At 47.7% G+C, this 20,992-nt stretch carries 6 protein-coding genes; all 6 read right to left on the bottom strand.

The features are described 5' to 3' along the window. Positions 1–26 precede the first annotated feature (26 nt). Complete coding sequence (locus tag EKN56_RS00030) at positions 27–1,010, bottom strand: OmpA family protein (RefSeq protein WP_168189569.1); 984 nt, start codon at positions 1,008–1,010, stop codon at positions 27–29. A 103-nt stretch (positions 1,011–1,113) separates the two neighbouring features. Then, a complete protein-coding gene (locus EKN56_RS00025; RefSeq protein ID WP_130589935.1) occupies positions 1,114–13,515 on the bottom strand; it encodes an Ig-like domain-containing protein in 12,402 nt (4,133 codons plus the stop codon). Positions 13,516–14,811: 1,296 nt separating this feature from the next. Beyond that, entirely contained in the window at positions 14,812–17,232 is a 2,421-nt protein-coding gene (gyrB, locus tag EKN56_RS00020) for a DNA topoisomerase (ATP-hydrolyzing) subunit B (RefSeq protein ID WP_130589934.1), read from the bottom strand. Between the two features lie 19 nt (positions 17,233–17,251). Then, the gene (gene recF / locus EKN56_RS00015; protein WP_130589933.1) at positions 17,252–18,337 is read right to left on the bottom strand and encodes a DNA replication/repair protein RecF; all 1,086 of its coding nucleotides are present in this window, start codon (positions 18,335–18,337) and stop codon (positions 17,252–17,254) included. A gap of 21 nt (positions 18,338–18,358) precedes the next feature. After that, entirely contained in the window at positions 18,359–19,459 is a 1,101-nt protein-coding gene (dnaN, locus tag EKN56_RS00010; protein ID WP_130589932.1) for a DNA polymerase III subunit beta, read from the bottom strand. Between the two features lie 5 nt (positions 19,460–19,464). Continuing rightward, complete coding sequence (gene dnaA, locus EKN56_RS00005) at positions 19,465–20,853, bottom strand: chromosomal replication initiator protein DnaA (protein WP_130589931.1); 1,389 nt, start codon at positions 20,851–20,853, stop codon at positions 19,465–19,467. Positions 20,854–20,992: the final 139 nt, after the last annotated feature.

Genomic DNA, 20,992 nt, shown 5'->3' with positions numbered 1-20,992 from the left:
GGTTGCTTACTGATTACAACATGCGATTATTCAGCACTACCGTTTGTCTGGATTAATGCATCCACACGACGGTTAGCACGGTTACAGAAATTACGTTCTTTATTCGGTAAACCACTACAATCGACGGTTGGGTTGTTGTCCCCTTCACCACTGGTGAACAGTAATGAAGCCGGTACACCTTTAGAAACCAGCATTTTCTTCACGGTTTCTGCACGCTGTACTGATAGTTTTTGGTTGAATGCCGGGCTACCCACTGGGTCAGCATGACCAACAATATCCACTCGTTGAATCTGTGGCTGGCCCTTAATATAGTCCGCCATGTTTTCAACGATATCTTTACCGCCAGTTTCGATATCCGATACTTTTCTACCGGCAAAGCTAAACAGCACATTACCCAGTTGTGACATACCACCTACGTATTCACACGCTCTTACCGCTGAAGCACGGTTAATGGTGGCACTGTTTTTATAACCAAACAGTTGATTTTCGGCCTGAGTACGGTTGACGGATACCGGTGTACCCACGTTTTGATCGGCATTAGTTTCAACAAAGTAAGTTTTTCCACCGTCCAGACGAGCCATCGTCCGTGGGATCTCTTTACCCGCATAATTAGGTGCATCATTCTGATAAGCTTCAATAATGTGTTTACCCGGTTCTACACAGAACACGCTAAACTCACCGCTTCTCAGCGCTCCTTGAAATTCACGATCCACATAAATATTGGCAACACCGACAGCGTTATCACCCGCTCTCTTCGGGTTATAAAACACCACCTGAGACAGGGAGTCGCCAATACGCCCTACCGGTACGTACTGAGTACCAGTATGAGTCATGGTGACCGCCGGTCCTGGCATCACGATTGCTGGTGTTTCCGATGTATCCACCGGACTAATTTCCATCTCATCATGACTGACAACACCTTTGGCCATCACATTGAAAGCCAATAGTGCTGGAAGCAACCCCATTACCGATGCGCGTAACCATGTTGATGGTTTACTTACTTGTGACATTTTGTTTTTCCTAAACATATATACCCCTGAGTTATTCCGTTACTGATGAATTCAACAGCGTGCTGAAGACGACCGCCTTACGGCGGCCGCTTCAATCACTCAATTACATAATGATCGGGTTCACTGTATTCTCGACCAGAACCTCAATACCTGAGGTACTTACAGTCCAGACGTTATAAGTATTACCGTCATGCTGATAATTGCTTTGCGACATTGTCCACTGGCCATCACCACCCTCTAACTTCAGGGTGCTGCCTTCTTCACCATTGACGACAATCGCTTTGTGACCACTGTGAATTGCCAGTTCTTCTGAACCCAGACGCAGAACATCATCCAGAGATACTTTCATGGTGTTACTTGCGTCACCCATGTCGAATATCTCTATTGATTCCAGCTTGTCTTTTAACGCGCCCAGATCTAACAGCTCGTTTTTACCTTCCAGAATCAGGGTGTCGATACCCTCATCACCAGAGATATAAGCGAAATCTGTTGAAGCCAGCTTGATAACATCGTTACCTGCGCCACCCATGACCTGATCACCCGTACCGATATGGATAAAGGTATCGTTGCCCAGACCACCCATCAGAATGTCTGCCTTATCGGTGCCGAACAAAATATCGTCACCGGAGGTAAACATCTGAGAAATGGACATCAGTGATTCATGTGTTGTCGATACCAGAGTCTGTGTGCCAGAAACTCTATGCATCAAGCTATCGTCACCTACTTCGATCTGGTTGTTAGACAACAGCGTCACCAGGTCGGTACTCACACCTTTCAGCGTTATCAGTTCCTGGAAGCCATACGCACCACCAGAACCATCACGGTCAATGCTGATGATGGTATCGCCACCTACCTGCTCTACTTTCAGGAATTTCAGTATTCCCTGAGAAGCATAATCCAGCGTCATGACGCCTTCATCCATAAAGCAGGATAACGGACCGGAATAATCCAACAGATCGCTCAGGTCGATCAGGTCGGCATTGTCGTTCGTCAGCAGATTACCCACTGTGAAGCCATATACCGTGTCATGACCATTACCACCTGCTGCATCACTGCTCTTGCCTGGCAGCACTTTATACATCAGTACATCATTACCACCGTTAGTCAGGTAGAAGGTGTCATTGCCACCACGTCCTTCAAACAGGTTATTCGCCGCATTATCAGTGAACGTATCGCCCTGTGCAGAACCAATCAGGCCTTCAATACTGACTAACTTGTCAGTACCCCAACCCGTTGCAACACCAGTCATCAGGTTAGCTGTAATAGCGGATGCTGAACGGCTGTAATCAACAATATCCAGACCTGCAGTTGCGCTCCAGACTTGCTGACCACTCATGATCAGGTTCCAGCCGCCACCGCCGGTGTAGGTATCATCCCCACCAGAGCCGAAGAAAGTATCGTTATAACCGGTACCGATAATACCGCCCGTTCCTACCGTATTGTTGGAGGCATCTAAGCTTTCTGCCGTCAGTACGTAGGCATCGTGCGACTTACTGGTTGTCAGACCACCCCAGTTAGCGTTAACCGTGCTGTTGATAATACCTCCGATCAGTGGGACTGAACCCACATGGTCGGTGACGCCATTGGTGATACGCAGCAATTGCACCGAGTACACTTCTTTCGGATCTAATCCAAAGAAGCTGACCAGACCCATACTGTTACTGGAACCAGACGCCTGCGGGTTAATCAGCTGTGTAGCAACACAGGCACCTTTAGAGTCATACAACTTAACGGTATTACTGTAGTAGGTATTGATGCCAAAACCGTCAACAATACGGATCTGCAGGCTGGTGCCGTCCGCCGCGATATTGGTGTTTTTCACCAACAGCGTTGGAGCAGAGTTAGTACTGGTTACCACAGCAGTATCATTGCTGCTTGCACGATATAGCACGATGTCCATCGAGCCATCCCAGTCGTAATCCAGTGCTACAGCACCAGTAATATCACTAAACTTAGTAGAACCCGTCAGGCTAACACCGCCGCCATTCCAGATATCAGTACCCATGTTGGTATACAACGTTGGACTACCGTTCACACCGGATCGTGGAATTTCGATAATGTCCATTTTACCGTCATGGTTCCAGTCCACCGCCAGCGAGGTACCGCCAGCCAGATTGTCACCAAACCACAGTGCCTGATTGTCCTGAGTAATCAATCTACCGGTACCATCATTCAGGTAGATACGGCTTTCATCGCTGTTAGCCCCCGCTTTAGAACCACGACTCAGGAACAAATCCAGCCAGCCATCACCGTTAAAGTCCGCATAGGTCATCGAGATGGACAGGTTACCGTAGTCTTCATGACCATCATTGGTGAATACGTTGGCGTAGTAACCGACGAGGCCGAACTTGGTTTTTCCTGTACCGTCATTAGCAAGCTGGTTATACAGAATACCCAGGCCACGTGAAGTATTACCTACGTAGCTACCCGCACCGTTGTAGTCAATGTGCGCTGTAATATCGACGGTACCGTTGTTATCGATATCCACCGCACCAACTTCGTGCATGATACTCAGGGCTGCCGGAATAGCGCCGCCTGGATGACCGTTATCAAAACCGGATACTTTCTCGTAAGACAGTACTCCCTTAACATTCTTCAGGAATGAAATGGAGTCTGACTCGGAGTCTGCCAGCACGAAGTCCAGATAGCCGTCACCTTCACGGTCATAGGCAATCACACCGCCCAGGTGGTTCAGGGTTCCCTGATCCACTACTTTCGGTGAGAAGGTACCGTCTGCATTTTGCATCCAGTAGGCTGTACGGCCATCGTTCTGGTACGCACTGATTTGTGACATCACATCGGTGTAACCATCGCGGTTAATATCCGCAAATACCGCTGAGTTCACGTAACGACTATAGTTGTTACTATCGAGGTTATAACCAGCACCATTTGTGGTGGACGGCTGAGCCAGATAAGTAGAGGTGTAGTTCTCCTGATCGGTTGCGGTATACACGCGACCGGCGTTAGCGGTATTTGAACCCGTCGTACCACGTACGCTCTGGAAGAATGACCACAAACCGTCCTGACTGATTGTGACTGCTGCGGCGTTAAGGCCACGACCATCTGCGTCAGTTGTTCCGCCCCACTTCTGAGTAATCAACAAGCTGCCTTCACCGTCAGTTACACCAACGCTGGTACTAGCTCCCATACTTGAGTGGTTACCTGCGGCATCCCACACTATAAACGCCAGGTTATGTGCCCCTGCCGGTAACTTAGTGGTCATGCTCCAGGAGCCGTCCGCATTCGCTGTAGCAAACGCCAGTACCTGATCCAAACCTTCCTGATAGTTGCCGTTACCATTTTCATCGCTGACCAGCGCTACGATGGTACCCGCTTCTACTGCACCATAATGGCTGCTATCGAAGGTGAATGAGTCTTTGGTGCTAACGTGCGTAGCAATATCTGGAGCAGCCACAAGCGCATCTGGCACGGTCAGATCAATCACAACCTTGTAGAAGTCATCAAACGTGGTGTTTCTACCCAGATTACCGGCATTATCAACCACCTGAAGCTTGAACTTATATGTGGTGTCCGCAGAAACCTCCGGCAACACGTAGCTCCAGTTATTACCTGTCATCGTGAGCGTTTTCCAGGTCGCGCCGTTATCCAGCGAGATCTGTAGTTTTTCACCCGTTAACAGAGCTGCACTCAGGGTACCTGCTACTGTCACGTTACGGTCACGGGTAACCATATCAGTGTTAGTGAGTGTTGCACTGTGGCTGAACAGGTCACCGGCTACCAGACCATGACTGGTATCGGTAGTGATCTTCGTAGTCGTACTCAGACCTTCCATATCACGACCTTCAGTGATAATGGTCAGCGCATGAGAATCGGTGCTACCAACGTTACCGGCAGTATCCACCACGCGGGCTTTGATGGTGTAATCTCCATCAGCCAGCACTTTACTTTGCAGATCGACTGTCCAGGTGCTGTCGGTTACCGTACCTGCACGAGTCCAGGTTGTACCATTATCCAGACTAACTTCTACTGTCTCATCAGACTGCAGAGCCTTATCCAGCGTACCGCTAATCAACAACGTATTATCATTGGTGATAAAGTCAGTACTGGAGCCGCCTGTGTCATCAGTGATCGCAGTAATAGCAATCTTCGCATCTGAGACATAGGTGTCTAAGGTAATGGTATATGGAGCACTTGGGTCAGTTGATAAACCCACCAGATCCGTTTCCACTGCAGTGAACACGTTTGAACCTTCAGCCAGCGCCGTTGCTGGTTGCAGTTTCCACTTGCCATCTGCATCAACGGTAGTGCTACCAATCACATGCTTACCAGTGCTGTCCGTAGTGTACACCGTAATGATGTCATTCTTCGTACCGGTACCGCTGATGGTTGGACGGGTGTCATCGGTGGTGCCGCCAGAAACAACGTTACCTTTGATGATACCAACCTGATCGTCCACGCCAGTGATAGCCAACTTGCTCGGATCAGGCTTGGTGTAGTCCATAATCAGGGTAAAGTCATCAGATTTAACACTGACGTTGCCTGCCGCATCCGTAGACGTTACGTGGAACGTATGCGTGGTTTCAGTCAACTCATCGGTAGTGAATGTCCACACACCGCTGCTATTTGCTGTTGTTGTACCCAGCAGAGTCGTACCATCGTATACGCTTACGATACTGTCTTTTTCAGCCTTACCGGTCAGAGTTGGCATGGAATCATCGGTAGAGTCACCGCTATGCAGCGTACCGGTGATAGTACCCACGTTATCTTCTGCTGATTCGATAGTCGGCTTAGTTGGCGCCACGGTATCAATCGTGAACTTGAACGGATCCGTTGCAGTACTAGTGTTACCAGACTTATCGGTTGCTTTCGCAGTAATGCTGTGTTCACCCTGAGACAATGCGGTTGCTGGCGTAAAGCTCCAGTCACCATTTGCATCTGCCGTGGTTGAACCTAGCAGTGTTGCACCATCGTATACTTTGACAATACTGTCCGCTTTAGCAGTACCAATCACTTCCGGTTGAGTATCATCCGTGAAGCCACCATTCTTAATCGGACCAGTGATATCACCGACGTTATCTTCCAGTTTAGTAATGGCCACCGCTAACGTACTGGTATCAACGGTTATATGTACCACTGGTGTCGCCGCACCAGTATTACCTGCTGCATCTGTTACCTTGGTAGTGAACTCATAGTCACCATCTTTCAATACAGTCGGAGTGAACGTCCAGCTACCATCGCTACCCGCTTTGACAGAACCAAGTGCAGTTGTGCCATCATAGATAGTCACAATACCATTGGCTTCCGCTTTACCAGTGAAGGTTGGCGTATTGTCATCGGTGGTATCGTTGTCTTTCAGTGGTCCTTTGTAATCACCTACATCATCAGTGATCGCCAGATCGGTTACTGCTCCCGGAGCAACAGTATCAACGGTAAAGTTGAAGGTATCGCTCTTATCACTGATTTGACCGACCGTATTGGTCGCATCAACAGTGATCTTATACGTACCATCATTCAGTGCTGTCGCCGGAGTGAATGTCCACTTACCGTCAGCATCAACTGTTGCCGTACCGATTTTTGTACCATCGTTATAGATGGTGACTGTTCCACCTTTGGCTGAAGTCGCGGTACCAGAGATCGTCGGTTTGTTGTCGTCAGTAAAATCACCGTCTTTTAACTCACCGGTGATGGTACCCATATCATCCATTACGGAATCAATGGTTGGGGCATTTGGTTTACCGGTATCCACCGTAATGGTGTACGACGGACTTGGCTTAGTGGTATTACCCGCCGGATCCATTTCCACCGCAGTAAACACGTTTTCACCGGTGGTCAGCGCAGAAGTTGGCTGCAGACTCCACTTGCCGTCATCACCCACTTTCACTGAGCCAATAACATGATTACCCGTGCTGTCAGTGGTGTAAACAGTAATCAGATCACCTTTAGTCCCAGTACCGCTGATGGTTGGACGGCTGTCATCCGTGGTCTCACCTGACTTCACGTTACCCGTGACGGCTCCCACGGCGTCATTCACACCGGTGATGGCCAGAGCATCGTAATCCGGTGCGGTGAAGTCCATGGTCAGGATAAAGTCGGTGGATTTACCACTGATGTTACCCGCTGCATCCATGGCCGTAACGTGGAACTTATGCTCTCCCTCAACCAGAGAAGAAGTTGGGGTAAATGTCCAGTTGCCGTCAGACTTCACGGTGGTTGAACCCAGCAGTGCGCTGCCGTCATACACCTTAATGATGCTGCCAGTTTTACCGGTACCGATAATTTCCGGACGGGTATCGTCGGTCATTCCATTCGGTGTAATAGGGCCGGTAATAGCACCCACATCGTCAAGCAGTTGAGTGATACTGACCACAACCTTAGTGGTATCTATTGTGATATTCACTGCCGGTGTCGCTGCACCGGTGTTACCCGCCACATCCATTACCGTGGTGGTGAACTTATAATCACCGTCAGCCAGCGCAACATCCGGAGTAAATGACCAGTCACCGCTGGCATCTACCTTGGCAGTACCAATTTTCGTACCGTTGTCATAAATAGTGACCGTGCTGTTGGCTTCCGCCTTACCGGTAAAGGTTGGCGTATTGTCATCGGTAATATCACCGTCTTTCAGTGGCCCCTGATAGGCACCCACATCATCAGTAATGACCAGATTGGTCACCAGTCCCGGGGCAACGGTATCAACGATAAAGTCAAAAGCACCGGTCTTCTCACTGGTCTGACCAATGGTATTGGTGGCATCTGCAGTAATGCTATGGTTGCCGTCTTTCAGTGCCGTCTCCGGCGTGAAGGACCACTTACCGTCAGCATCAACCTTGGCAGTACCAATTTTCGTACCATTGTCATAAATGGTGACCGTGCCGTTCTCTACCGCTGTACCGGTAATGGTTGGTTTGCTGTCATCCGTTATCGCACCTTTTTGCAGCGCGCCGGTAATCGAGCCCACATCATCCAGCACCTTCTCAATTACTGGCGGTACTGGTCTGCCGGTATCCACCGTAATGGTGTAGGACGAACTTGGCTTGGTGGTGTTACCCGCCAGATCCATTTCCACTGCGGTCAGGATATTCTCACCGGTAGTCAGTGACGCAGCCGGTTGCAGACTCCATTTGCCGTCATCGCCCACTTTCGCGGAACCGATCTCATGTTTACCGTTCACCGTATCGGTGGTGTACACAATAACGATGTCACCCTTGGTGCCGGTACCGCTGATGGTTGGACGGGCGTCATCCGTGGTCTCACCTGATTTCACATTACCGGTGACTGCACCCACCTGATCGTCCACACCCGTAATGGCCAGTTTGCTGGCATCCGGGGCGGTATAATCAGTAATCAGGATAAAGTCATTTGATGGCTTGCTAACATTACCTGCCTCATCTGTCGCGGTCACATGGAACTTATGCTCACCTTCCAGAATCGGAGTCGCCGGTGTGAAGCTCCAGTCACCATTACTGTCAGCAACAGTAGAACCCAGAACAGCTTCACCGTCATAAACGATTACAGTACTGCCTTTCTCTGCTTTACCAATCAGCGTTGGTGTGGAGTCATCGGTTACTCCACCGCTGACCAGTGGCCCCTGAATAGCCCCCACATCGTCTTTAGCTGAGTCAATGGTTGGGATAGATGGAGCAGTTGTATCTACAGTAAATTCAAACGCAGAGGTTGCCGGGCTGGTATTCCCCGCCTTGTCTGTTGCTGTAGCAGTAATGCTATGTTTGCCTTCATTTAAGGCCGTTGTTGGTGTGAAGCTCCAGGAACCATCTGCCTTAACGGTGGTTTCACCTAACTTAACCACACCGTCGTAAACCTTAATGGTGCTGCCCGCTTTACCAGTACCAATAATTTCTGGTTTGGTATCGTCAGTCACGCCATTTGGTGTGATATCACCGGTGATCGCACCCACATCATCAACCAAATGAGTAATACTGACGACTACATTACTGGTATCGATAGTAATATGAACATCTGGCGTTGCCGGGCTTGAGTTACCAGCTTTATCCGTCACTATTGTGCTGAACGCATAGTCACCATCATCAAGTGCATTACTTGGCGTAAATGACCAGTTACCACTGGCATCAGCTTTCGTCGAACCAATTGCGTTATCACCGTTATAGATAGTCACAGTGCTGTTGGCTTCAGCCTTACCACTAAAGGTTGGTGTAGCATCATCCGTGATATCACCGTCTTTCAGTGGTCCCTGATAAGCCCCCACATCATCGGTAATCTTCAGGCTATCGGCAGCCAATGGAGCCTTGGTATCCACTTCAAAGTTGAAGATACCGGTTGGCTTGCTGGTTTGACCAATAGTGCTGGTTGCTGTCGCAGTAATATTGTGTTGACCATCAGCCAGCGCGGTGGTTGGTGTAAATGTCCACATGCCTTTGCTGTCAGCCGCAACAGAACCTAACAATGTTGCACCATCATAAATACGAACGGTATAGCCAGCTTCAGCCGTACCATTGATTGTTGGCTTGTTATCGTCCGTCACATCACCTTTTTGCAATGCGCCAGTAATAGGGCCGACATCATCCAGTACGTTAACAATCACTGGTGCTGTTGGTTTAGAAACATCCAGCGTAATGGTATAGGTAGCGCTTGGAGCAGTGGCATTACCCGCCGGATCGATTTCTACTGCGGTCAGCTCATTGCTACCTGGCAGTAATGGAGTGGTTGGTTCCATACTCCACTTACCGTCATCACCTACCGTTGCGCGACCAATTTCATGATTGCCTGAACCATCTTTTGCATACACAACAATGGTGTCGCCTTTAGTACCAGTACCACTAATCACTGGGCTGGCATCGTCAGTTGAACTACCATTAGTGATATTACCAGTAACTTCACCCACATTATCTTCAACGCCGGTGATAGCTAACTTGCTCGGATCTGGTGGCGTAGTATCTACAGTAAATATAAACGGATCGGATGATTCGCTCTTGTTACCTGCCGGGTCTGTTTCAATGATAGTAATGCTATGCTTACCTTCATCCAGCGGGGTTTCAGGAGTAAATTTCCAGCTACCGTTTTCATCAATTTTCACGCTACCAATAACGGTACCATTATCTGTAAATGTAATGACATCGCCAGCATCACCTTCACCTGAGAAGGTTGGAGTTGTATCGTCGGTAACACCACCGCTAATAATTGGACCAGTAATCGAACCTTCGTCATCAATAACGCTATCAATAGCTGGTTTAGCTGGCGGAGTAGTGTCCACTTCAAACGTTATTGGGTCTGATTTTTCACCGGTATTGCCAGTCTTCGGATCAAACTCAACAACTTCGATGGTGTGTTCGCCCTCACCTAACTCAGTTTCCGGCGTAAAGGTCCAGGTACCGTCGTCACCAACAGTGGTTGAACCAATCACTTCACCGTTATCAATTACTTTGATAATGTCGCCCGGCTTAGCATCTTCGCCACTGAATGTCGGTGTCGTATCATCGGTCACCTTACCGTCTGTAATTGCACCTGTGATATCACCATAGTCATCGGTGATTTCTGGTATGGCCGGTTTCGGTGGTGGAACATCATCCACAGTAAATTTAATCGGATCCGATGGTTCACTTTGGTTACCTGCCGGATCTGTTTCAGTGGTGGTAATGCTGTGGTCGCCGTCTTCCAGCTTGGTTTCCGGGGTCCATTCCCACTTGCCGTCTTCATCCACCACGGTGGAGCCGATGATGTCATCACCGTCTCTGATAATGATGGTGTCGCCCGGCTCGCCGCCGCCGTTAAAGGTCGGGGTGGCGTCGTCGGTCACGTCGCCCGGCTTGATGGTACCGGTGGTGTCACCGTAGTTATCAGTAGCAGTTGGTGCGTCCGGTTTAACTGGCGGGATGGTATCCACTTCAAACGTGATTGGGTCTGACGGATCGCTTTCGTTACCGGCCGGGTCTTTCTCGGTTACGGTAATGCTGTGGTCGCCGTCTTCCAGCTTGGTTTCCGGGGTCCATTCCCACTTACCGTCTTCATCCACCACGGTGGAGCCGATGATGTCATCACCGTCTCTGATAATGATGGTGTCGCCCGGCTTGATGGTACCGGTGGTGTCACCGTAGTTATCGGTAGCAGTTGGTGCGTCCGGTTTAACTGGCGGGATGGTATCCACTTCAAACGTGATTGGGTCTGACGGATCGCTTTCGTTACCGGCCGGGTCTTTCTCGGTTACGGTAATGCTGTGGTCGCCGTCTTCCAGCTTGGTTTCCGGGGTCCATTCCCACTTGCCGTCTTCATCCACCACGGTGGAGCCGATGATGTCATCACCGTCTCTGATAATGATGGTGTCGCCCGGCTCGCCGCCGCCGTTAAAGGTCGGGGTGGCGTCGTCGGTCACGTCGCCCGGCTTGATGGTACCGGTGGTGTCACCGTAGTTATCAGTAGCAGTTGGTGCGTCCGGTTTAACTGGCGGGATGGTATCCACTTCAAACGTGATTGGGTCTGACGGATCGCTTTCGTTACCGGCCGGGTCTTTCTCGGTTACGGTAATGCTATGGTCGCCGTCTTCCAGCTTGGTTTCCGGGGTCCATTCCCACTTGCCGTCTTCATCCACCACGGTGGAGCCGATGATGTCATCACCGTCTCTGATAATGATGGTGTCGCCCGGCTCGCCGCCGCCGTTAAAGGTCGGGGTGGCGTCGTCGGTCACGTCGCCCGGCTTGATGGTACCGGTGGTGTCACCGTAGTTATCAGTAGCAGTTGGTGCGTCCGGTTTAACTGGCGGGATGGTATCCACTTCAAACGTGATTGGGTCTGACGGATCGCTTTCGTTACCGGCCGGGTCTTTCTCGGTTACGGTAATGCTGTGGTCGCCGTCTTCCAGCTTGGTTTCCGGGGTCCATTCCCACTTGCCGTCTTCATCCACCACGGTGGAGCCGATGATGTCATCACCGTCTCTGATAATGATGGTGTCGCCCGGCTCACCGCCGCCGTTAAAGGTCGGGGTGGCGTCGTCGGTCACGTCGCCCGGCTTGATGGTACCGGTGGTGTCACCGTAGTTATCAGTAGCAGTTGGTGCGTCCGGTTTAACTGGCGGGGTGATATCAATTTCAAACGAGATTGGGTCTGATGTCTCACTTTCTTTGTCTGTTGTTGGATCGACTACAACAATCTCGATTTCATGCTTGCCTTCCGGCAGTGGATCTTCCGGTGTCCATTCCCAGTTACCTTTATCATCCACCACTGTTGAACCAATTACTTCTCCATTATCAATTACTTTGATAATTTCGCCTGGTTCAGCACCGCCACCGTTAAAGGTTGGTTTGGTCTCATCAGTCACATCACCAGAATGTATTGGACCAGTGATATCACCGTGATTATCCATAACTTCTGGGATAGCCGGTTTGGCTGGCGAGGAGGTATCAACATTAAAATCAAATGTTGGTGAAACAGGGCTGACATTGCCCGCTTTATCCGTTTCAGTGATAGTCAGTTGATAATGACCATCGTTTAAATCTGTTTCTGGAGTCCAGGTCCAGTTACCATTGCTGTCAACAGTAGCCTTTCCAGCTTCATTACCATTAATGAAAATAGTAATGGTGTTGCCCGGCTCACCGGTACCCGTCACTTCGGGACGAGCATCATCGGTAGTTGCACCATTAGCAATTGGACCAGTGATAGGACCAACATTATCAATAATGTCGCCAAACAACGGTCTCAATGGCGCAACGGTATCAACAATAAAAGATAAATCATCAGATGGCTTACTTACGGAACCGTCTGAGTTAGATTGGGTAATCGTAATGCTGTGAGAGCCATCGTTCAATGCAGCTTCTGGGGTAAAGCTCCAGTTACCGTCAGCAGCAACAATCGCAGTACCAATTAATACACCGTTATCATAAATATTGATGGTGTCACCGGCATAACCTGTTCCATAAATGACCGGATGATTTTCATCGGTATAAGAACCGTAAGCGATAGGGCCAGTAATGCTACCCGTCTGATCCAGAGCTCCTTCTAATGTTGGTACGGAGGCTTCTCTTGCCGTTGGTAGTGGAGCCGGGGCTGGATCAGAATGGTGATCGTTATCCTTATTGTGCTCATAAATAGCATTTCCAACAATGCCAGCCACTGCAGCAGCACCCAAAAACCATGGCCATAACGCCAACAGCCCCATATCATGATCGGTTTCTTCAAATAGATAAGCACCATCACCTAATGGCATTCCACCCAGCGCTGCCGGAGCAAGAACGCCATTATCAAAAAGATAACCTTCACCGAATGATGAACCATCCGTCACGATATAAGCGTAAAGTTGGCCATCTTCAGCCATACCTAATAACGGCTCGCTATTACCGGAAACATAGTAATCTTCAATAACGACAGCCGGAGTTGAGTCACCTTCAAGAATAATGCACAGATCGTCACCATTACGCAGAAGAGTTATATTCTCTGGCGCAAAGTTATTATCGTTATTCTTAAGAAGGTATTTGCTTCCGGGCTGGATTTTAATTTTGATCGGTTTGCCTGAATCAATCGCAACGACCTGAGAGGCACCACTACCTGAATTTACCAATAAGCTGGCATTCGTATTCATACTTGAATAACTCCTTTATATCCTTAATTATTGCTAAAGATTCATAATAAAAAATTAGCATTCCTGCGTGATAACAACCCTTTATCGCGCTGAATTCTTGTTATTTAAGGCCACATTTTAGGGAATATGGGCACTATGCATAAACAACTTACATATTAACCCATAAGAAAAGGAGTATGCGAACTAAGTAATGCAACAATGAACATGAATTAGTTTTTTATTTCATTAAATGACGATAAAACCAGTTTAAAAAACTATTCATTAATATAGGAAATGGTTTATTTATAATAAGCATTATGATAAAAAAATTGAATACACCAAAAAAATGTGTTGCACCAACGCATTTTTATATTATTGAGAACATTTTAAATAAAAATAAATAAAGATTAATAAATACATAAAAATCAGATATATAAAAAACAAAATCAATATAAAAACAATGATATTTAGAAAAAAATCAAGTAACACAATGTATCAGTCAACTTTTTAGCTCACATAAATATTAATTCATTTACGCCCAGGTTATCCACAATAAATCCAAAGCATATCAGCAAGTATTCAGCATTTCGCTAAGTCATTCATGTTATCTAATCATGACAAACGGAGAGAAAATGAAATTAACTAATATAATCAATATAATATTTCACATTCAATTCTATCTTTTATAAGTAAAACTATTTTTATACACTTATCTGCTCATGTGTTGTTTCTTCATTTTTTGACATCTTTTTACCTGCAAGAAAAAAGCATAATAACTGAGTTATTTTAAATAACTCAGAGCAATAACAACATGAATTTACAACAGCCATTAAAAATAAAAAACATCAATAAATATTTTTTATTTTTAATAACATTAATTAACTTAAATTAAATAGTGTTAATAATCAATTAATCCACATACTTATTACATAAAATACTTTACTGCTACTAATGACAGACGGATAATTTTCTATCTCTCCAATTATCTGTATTCACATAACGGCATCCTGCTATTCAAATAGATAGTTTTTACCTTAATAAGATATGCAGAAAACACTCAATAAGACATGACCTGGCATCTGGCAAAGAAAAGCGCAGACGAACGTATACAAGGTTTATATTTCAATACAAACCCTTCCTTATATGAGTGTTTAGCGCCATTTACACGGATAAAGAGCAATGTTCTTATTCTTACCATAAGGTCGGAGACACTCCCGGTAATGAGATAAACAGGCAACAAAAAAGCTGCCCTGAAGAAGCCAGCATACATCTGTCATCTTCAGGGCAGCTTAATATCACTGCTATTCTTTTGAATAACTACACGTCCAGGTTAGCAACCTTCAGCGCATTCTGTTCGATAAAGGCACGACGAGGTTCAACTTCATCCCCCATCAGCGTAGTAAACAGCTGGTCAGCGGCAATCGCATCTTTAATCGTTACCTGTAGCATACGACGCCCTTCAGGATCCATTGTGGTTTCCCACAATTGTTCCGGGTTCATCTCTCCCAGACCTTTATAGCGCTGAATAGATAACCCACGGCGTGACTCCTTAACTAACCAGTCAAGTGCCTGTTCGAAAGTTGCTACCGGCTGACGGCGCTCACCACGTTCAATAAACGCATCATCTTCAATCAGACCACGCAATTGCTCACCCAAGTGACACATCTTGCGGTATTCACTACCCAATACAAAATCAATATTCAGGTTGTAATCAGTATCTACACCATGAGTACGCACACGAATCTGCGGTTCAAAAATAGCGCGTTCGCTGTTTTCCTGAACCAGAGCAATATAAGTACTGCCATGCTGCTCTTTCTCATTGAGAGTATTAACCAGTGATTCAACCCACTCCTGAGTTTTAGCTTTATCAGACAGAATTTCTTCCGTCAGCGTTGACTGATAGACTAACTGATTAAGCAGAGCCAGCGGAGTACGACGCTCCATACGTTTAAGCATCTTCTGGACGCTGTAAAATTCTGCCACCAAACGCTCCAGAGGTTCACCCGCCAGTGCAGGTGCCTGTGGATTCACAAACAGTGAAGCACCATCTAATGCAGTAGTGATCTGGTACTGATCCATCGCTTCATCATCTTTGATGTACTGCTCTTGTTTGCCTTTCTTCACTTTATACAGCGGTGGTTGAGCAATATAGATATAACCGCGCTCAATCACTTCCGGCATTTGACGATAGAAGAAAGTCAGTAACAGAGTACGGATGTGTGAACCATCCACGTCAGCATCAGTCATGATAATGATACTGTGATAACGCAACTTATCCGGGTTGTATTCGTCACGGCCGATACCACAACCTAATGCAGTGATCAGGGTCGCGACTTCCTGAGAAGAGAGCATCTTGTCGAAACGAGCCTTCTCTACGTTGAGGATTTTTCCTTTCAACGGCAGAATTGCCTGATTCTTACGGTTACGCCCCTGTTTAGCAGAGCCGCCCGCTGAGTCCCCTTCCACTAAGTAGAGTTCAGACAATGCCGGGTCGCGTTCCTGACAGTCCGCCAGCTTACCCGGCAGGCCACCTAAATCTAATGCCCCTTTACGACGAGTCATTTCACGCGCTTTACGTGCTGCTTCACGAGCCCGAGCTGCATCGATGATTTTGCCTACTACGATTTTGGCATCACCTGGGTTTTCCAGCAGGTATTCAGACAGTTTTTCCGCCATGATGGATTCAACGGCAGATTTAACCTCTGAAGAAACCAGCTTATCTTTAGTCTGTGAAGAGAATTTAGGATCCGGTACTTTTACCGAAACCACAGCGATCAAGCCTTCACGAGCATCATCGCCGGTGGCGCTGACTTTGGCTTTTTTGCTGTAGCCCTCTTTTTCCATATAGTTGTTCAGCGTACGGGTCATTGCGGCGCGGAAACCGGCCAGGTGAGTACCACCGTCACGCTGTGGAATATTGTTGGTAAAGCAGTAGATATTTTCCTGGAAACCATCATTCCACTGTAGAGAGACTTCTACATTGATACCGTCTTTTTCATTTTGATGCGTGAAATAGAATACAGAAGGATGAATCGGCGTTTTATTACGGTTCAGATATTCTACGAACGCTTTAATACCACCTTCATAGTGGAAGTGGTCATGCTTATCATCGCGCTCATCATTCAATTTGATGGATACACCGGAGTTCAGGAATGACAACTCACGCAGGCGTTTAGCCAGAATGTCATACTGAAACTCAAGGTTAGTGGTGAAGGTGTCCGGGCTTGGCCAGAAACGAATACGCGTTCCGCTTCTGTCAGCATCACCCACCACTTTCAGAGGCGCTTCAGGCACCCCGCTGCGATAGATTTGCTTATGCGTTTTGCCATCGCGATCGATAACCAGTTCCAGTTTGTCCGACAGCGCATTGACTACTGAAACACCCACGCCGTGCAAACCGCCGGATACTTTATACGAGTTATCATCAAACTTACCGCCAGCGTGCAGTACGGTCATAATAACTTCCGCAGCAGAAACGCCTTCCTCTTCGTGAATACCGGTAGGAATACCACGGCCATCATCCTGTACGGAAACGGAGTTATCACTGTGAATGGTTACAACGATGTCTTTACAGTAGCCAGCCAGCGCTTCGTCGATTGCGTTATCGACAACCTCAAATACCATGTGGTGCAGACCGGTACCATCGTCGGTATCACCGATATACATGCCCGGGCGTTTACGTACCGCATCCAGACCTTTTAAAACCTTGATACTTGAGGAATCATATGTATTCGACATTAGCGTTTCTCGCTCACTATTAATCCTGTGGTTGATGCTCTATTTTGCCATGTTCTACAGAGAACATCTTGCCCTTTTTGTCCATCATATCAGCGATCTGTTCAGCGCTGACGGCGCTGACAAAAACCTGAGCGCCGGTAGCTTTTAAACGATCTGCTAACAGTTTTCGGCGATGAACATCAAGCTCGGAAGCAAAATCATCGATAAGATAGAGGCAGCGGCGTCCACTCTGGCGAGTTAAAAACTCCCCCTGAGCTAAACGCAGTGCACACATCAATAATTTGAGCTGGCCGCGTGACAACAAATCTTCCACCGGCGTTCCATCGGCACGAATACGAAAATCTGCTTTATGTGGGCCTGCTGACGTATAGGTCAAAGCCCGGTCACGCTCAAACTGCCGCTCAAGAAGTTCACCATAGTCGCTCTCTTTATCCCAACCGCGCTGGAAGGAGAATGACAGGTTGAACTCCGGTAAAAACTCAGCACAGGTTGCGGTAATGTCCTGTGCGATAGCCTCTGCATAGGCTGCACGCCATTCGCTAATACGCATCGCCAGTGGAATGAGTTCCTGATCCCACGGACGAATTTGTGAATAGCGATGGGTTTGACGCAGCGCTGCGTTTCGCTGTTTCAGCAATCGTCTGAGATTGCTCCAGCCATGAAAAAAGTGTGGCTCACTGTGGAAACAGCCCCAGTCTAAAAATGCTCGCCGAAATTTAGGGCCGCCATTGAGTAAAGTGAACCCTTCCGGCGTAATTAACTGAATGGGTAACAGTTGGGCCAACTCAGAGACTTTATGGTCATCACTGCCATCAATGCGAACTTTCGTATCACCAAGGCGGCTTTTACGTAACCCAACCGATAACTCCCGTTCATTACCGGCTATTCTACCATGTAATACGAATTCTTGCTGCTCATGACGAACAACTCGTCCGGTTTGCAGGCTGCGAAAAGCGCGGCCATGACCGAGCGTATATACTGCTTCCAGTACGCTGGTCTTGCCGCTGCCGTTAGGGCCGACAAAGAAATTGAAGCCGGCGGACGGTGCGAGATCCGCCGATTCGATATTGCGGAAGTCATTTATCAATAAACGGGTTAAAGCCATTCAGTGGTACAGTAGCCCCGTTTACAGACGCATTGGCATAACAACATAGGCTGCGCTGGTATTAGCACAATCCTCTATTTGTACGCTGGATACTGAGTCGGTTAGTAATAAACGCACATCTTCACACTTAAGCGCGTTCAGCACGTCCAGCACATAACTGACGTTAAAACCGATTTCCAGATCGGTACCGCCATAAACCACGTCCAGAATCTCTTCTGCTTCTTCCTGCTCCGGGTTATTGGCGGTGATTTTCAGTTGATTCTGATTCAGGTGCAGACGCACGCCACGGAACTTCTCATTAGAGAGGATCGCCGCACGGGAGAATGCCTGCTTAAGCTCATCACAGTTAGCTTCCAGTGTTTTATCCGGATTTTTTGGCAGCACGCGACGATAGTCAGGGAAACGACCATCAACCAGCTTGGAGGTGAAAATAAAGTCACCAACGTGAGCGCGGATATTATTGCTACCAATTTGCAAACGCAGATCGCCATTGCTGCTATCCAGCAGTCGAACCAGCTCCAATACCCCTTTACGCGGAACAATCACATCATGAGGAGGTAGTTTCTGACCGACTGACATGGAACACACCGCCAGGCGATGGCCATCAGTGGCAACAGTACGCAACTCTTCACCTTCGGTTTCAAACATCATGCCGTTCAGGTAGTAACGAACATCCTGATGTGCCATAGAAAACTGGGTAGCTTCAATTAAACGCTTCAGCGTTGCCTGAGGCAGAGTAAATTCTACTTCACTCTTCCAGTCATCCAGATTCGGATAGTCTGACGCTGGCAACGTAGAAAGGGAGAAGCGGCTACGGCCTGAACGCACCAGAATGCGATCGTTTTCCTGAGTGATGCTGATTTCAGCACCGTCGGGCAGCCCACGACAGATATCAAGGAATTTACGCGCTGGAACAGTAATCGCACCCGGCTCATGAGGTTGAGTCAAGGTAATGCGAGCGACCATCTCCATTTCAAGATCGGTACCGGTCAGTAACAGATAACCGTCTGTAACTTGAATCAGAAGGTTACCAAGAATAGGCAGCGTTGGGCGGCCACCCAGCGGGCTGCTGACTTGCTGCAGCGGCTTAATTAAATGTTCACGGTCAATGATAAATTTCATAAGCGTTATGATGATAATGTTCTGATTAAGTTAGAGAAATCTTCTTTGATGTCGTGGCTTTCCTCTCGCAACTGCTCTATTTTACGACAGGCGTGCAGCACGGTGGTGTGATCCCGGCCGCCAAACGCATCACCGATTTCCGGTAAGCTGTGGTTGGTCAACTCTTTAGCCAATGCCATCGCCATCTGGCGCGGGCGGGCAACGGAACGGGAACGCCGCTTAGACAACAAATCAGCGATCTTAATTTTGTAATATTCCGCTACCGTTTTTTGGATATTATCTATAGTAACCAGCTTTTCTTGCAGCGCCAATAAATCCCGCAGGGCTTCACGCACAAAGTCAATGGTAATGGCGCGACCGGTGAAATTAGCATTGGCAATCACTCGGTTTAATGCCCCTTCCAGTTCCCGGACATTAGAACGCAGACGCTTGGCAATAAAGAAAGCAACTTCTGCTGGCAGTCGGATATCGTTCTCATCTGCCTTCTTCATTAATATAGCGACTCGAGTTTCCAGCTCCGGAGGCTCAATGGCCACCGTCAACCCCCAGCCGAAGCGAGATTTCAGACGATCTTCTACGCCATTAATCTCTTTCGGGTAACGGTCAGAGGTAAGAATAATTTGTTGGTTACCTTCCAGTAACGCATTAAAGGTATGAAAGAATTCTTCCTGTGAACGCTCTTTATTAGCAAAAAATTGAATATCATCGATCAGTAGTGCGTCAACAGAACGATAATAACGCTTAAATTCTTCAATCGCGTTGTTTTGTAATGCTTTTACCATATCCTGAACAAAGCGTTCAGAGTGCATATAGACAACTTTGGCATTCGGCTTGCGCTCAATAATACCGTTGCCTACCGCGTGTAGCAGGTGAGTTTTACCCAGTCCGGTTCCGCCATACAAAAATAGTGGGTTATAAGCGCCACCTGGGTTATCTGCAACCTGACGAGCAGCAGCCCGTGCCAGTTGGTTAGATTTACCCTCAACGAAATTATCAAACTGATGTTTAGGGTTTACGCCTGAACGATAAGAAAGCTCTGGCTGTGCCGAAGTGCTTTCCCAGCTTGGACGAACCGCAGCAGGACGAACAGCACTTGTCTGTCCATTTCCATTAGTATTCACTTTCGCCGGACGATCGATTTGAGCCAGTGGTTTCGTGCCAACTTCAAAACGCAACTGAGGCACATCGGTACCGCAGAAGTCATTCAGTAATGCATTAATATTATTAAGATATTTATCGCGAACCCAATCCAGAACAAATCGGTTAGGTGCATAAAGGGCGAGTGTATCGTCACTCAGTTCCGCCTGTAACGGACGAATCCACATACTGAATTCGGTGGCAGGTAATTCATCTTGCAGTCGGGCAAGGCACTGCTGCCAAAGAGAAAGTGACACGGCGAACTCCACTCGAACAAAAGATCAATAACAAAGGTAGAGAGACATAAACGATGTTAACGCTTCTTCCTCTACCGCTTACAACGAACTTCTTTTTTTATTTAGAACATACAGACAGTTGTGTCTGGATCGAACCAGC

The organism is Limnobaculum zhutongyuii (assembly GCF_004295645.1).
Classification (GTDB): Bacteria; Pseudomonadota; Gammaproteobacteria; order Enterobacterales; family Enterobacteriaceae; genus Limnobaculum; species Limnobaculum zhutongyuii.
This window is presented reverse-complemented; position numbering and strand designations above follow the sequence as displayed.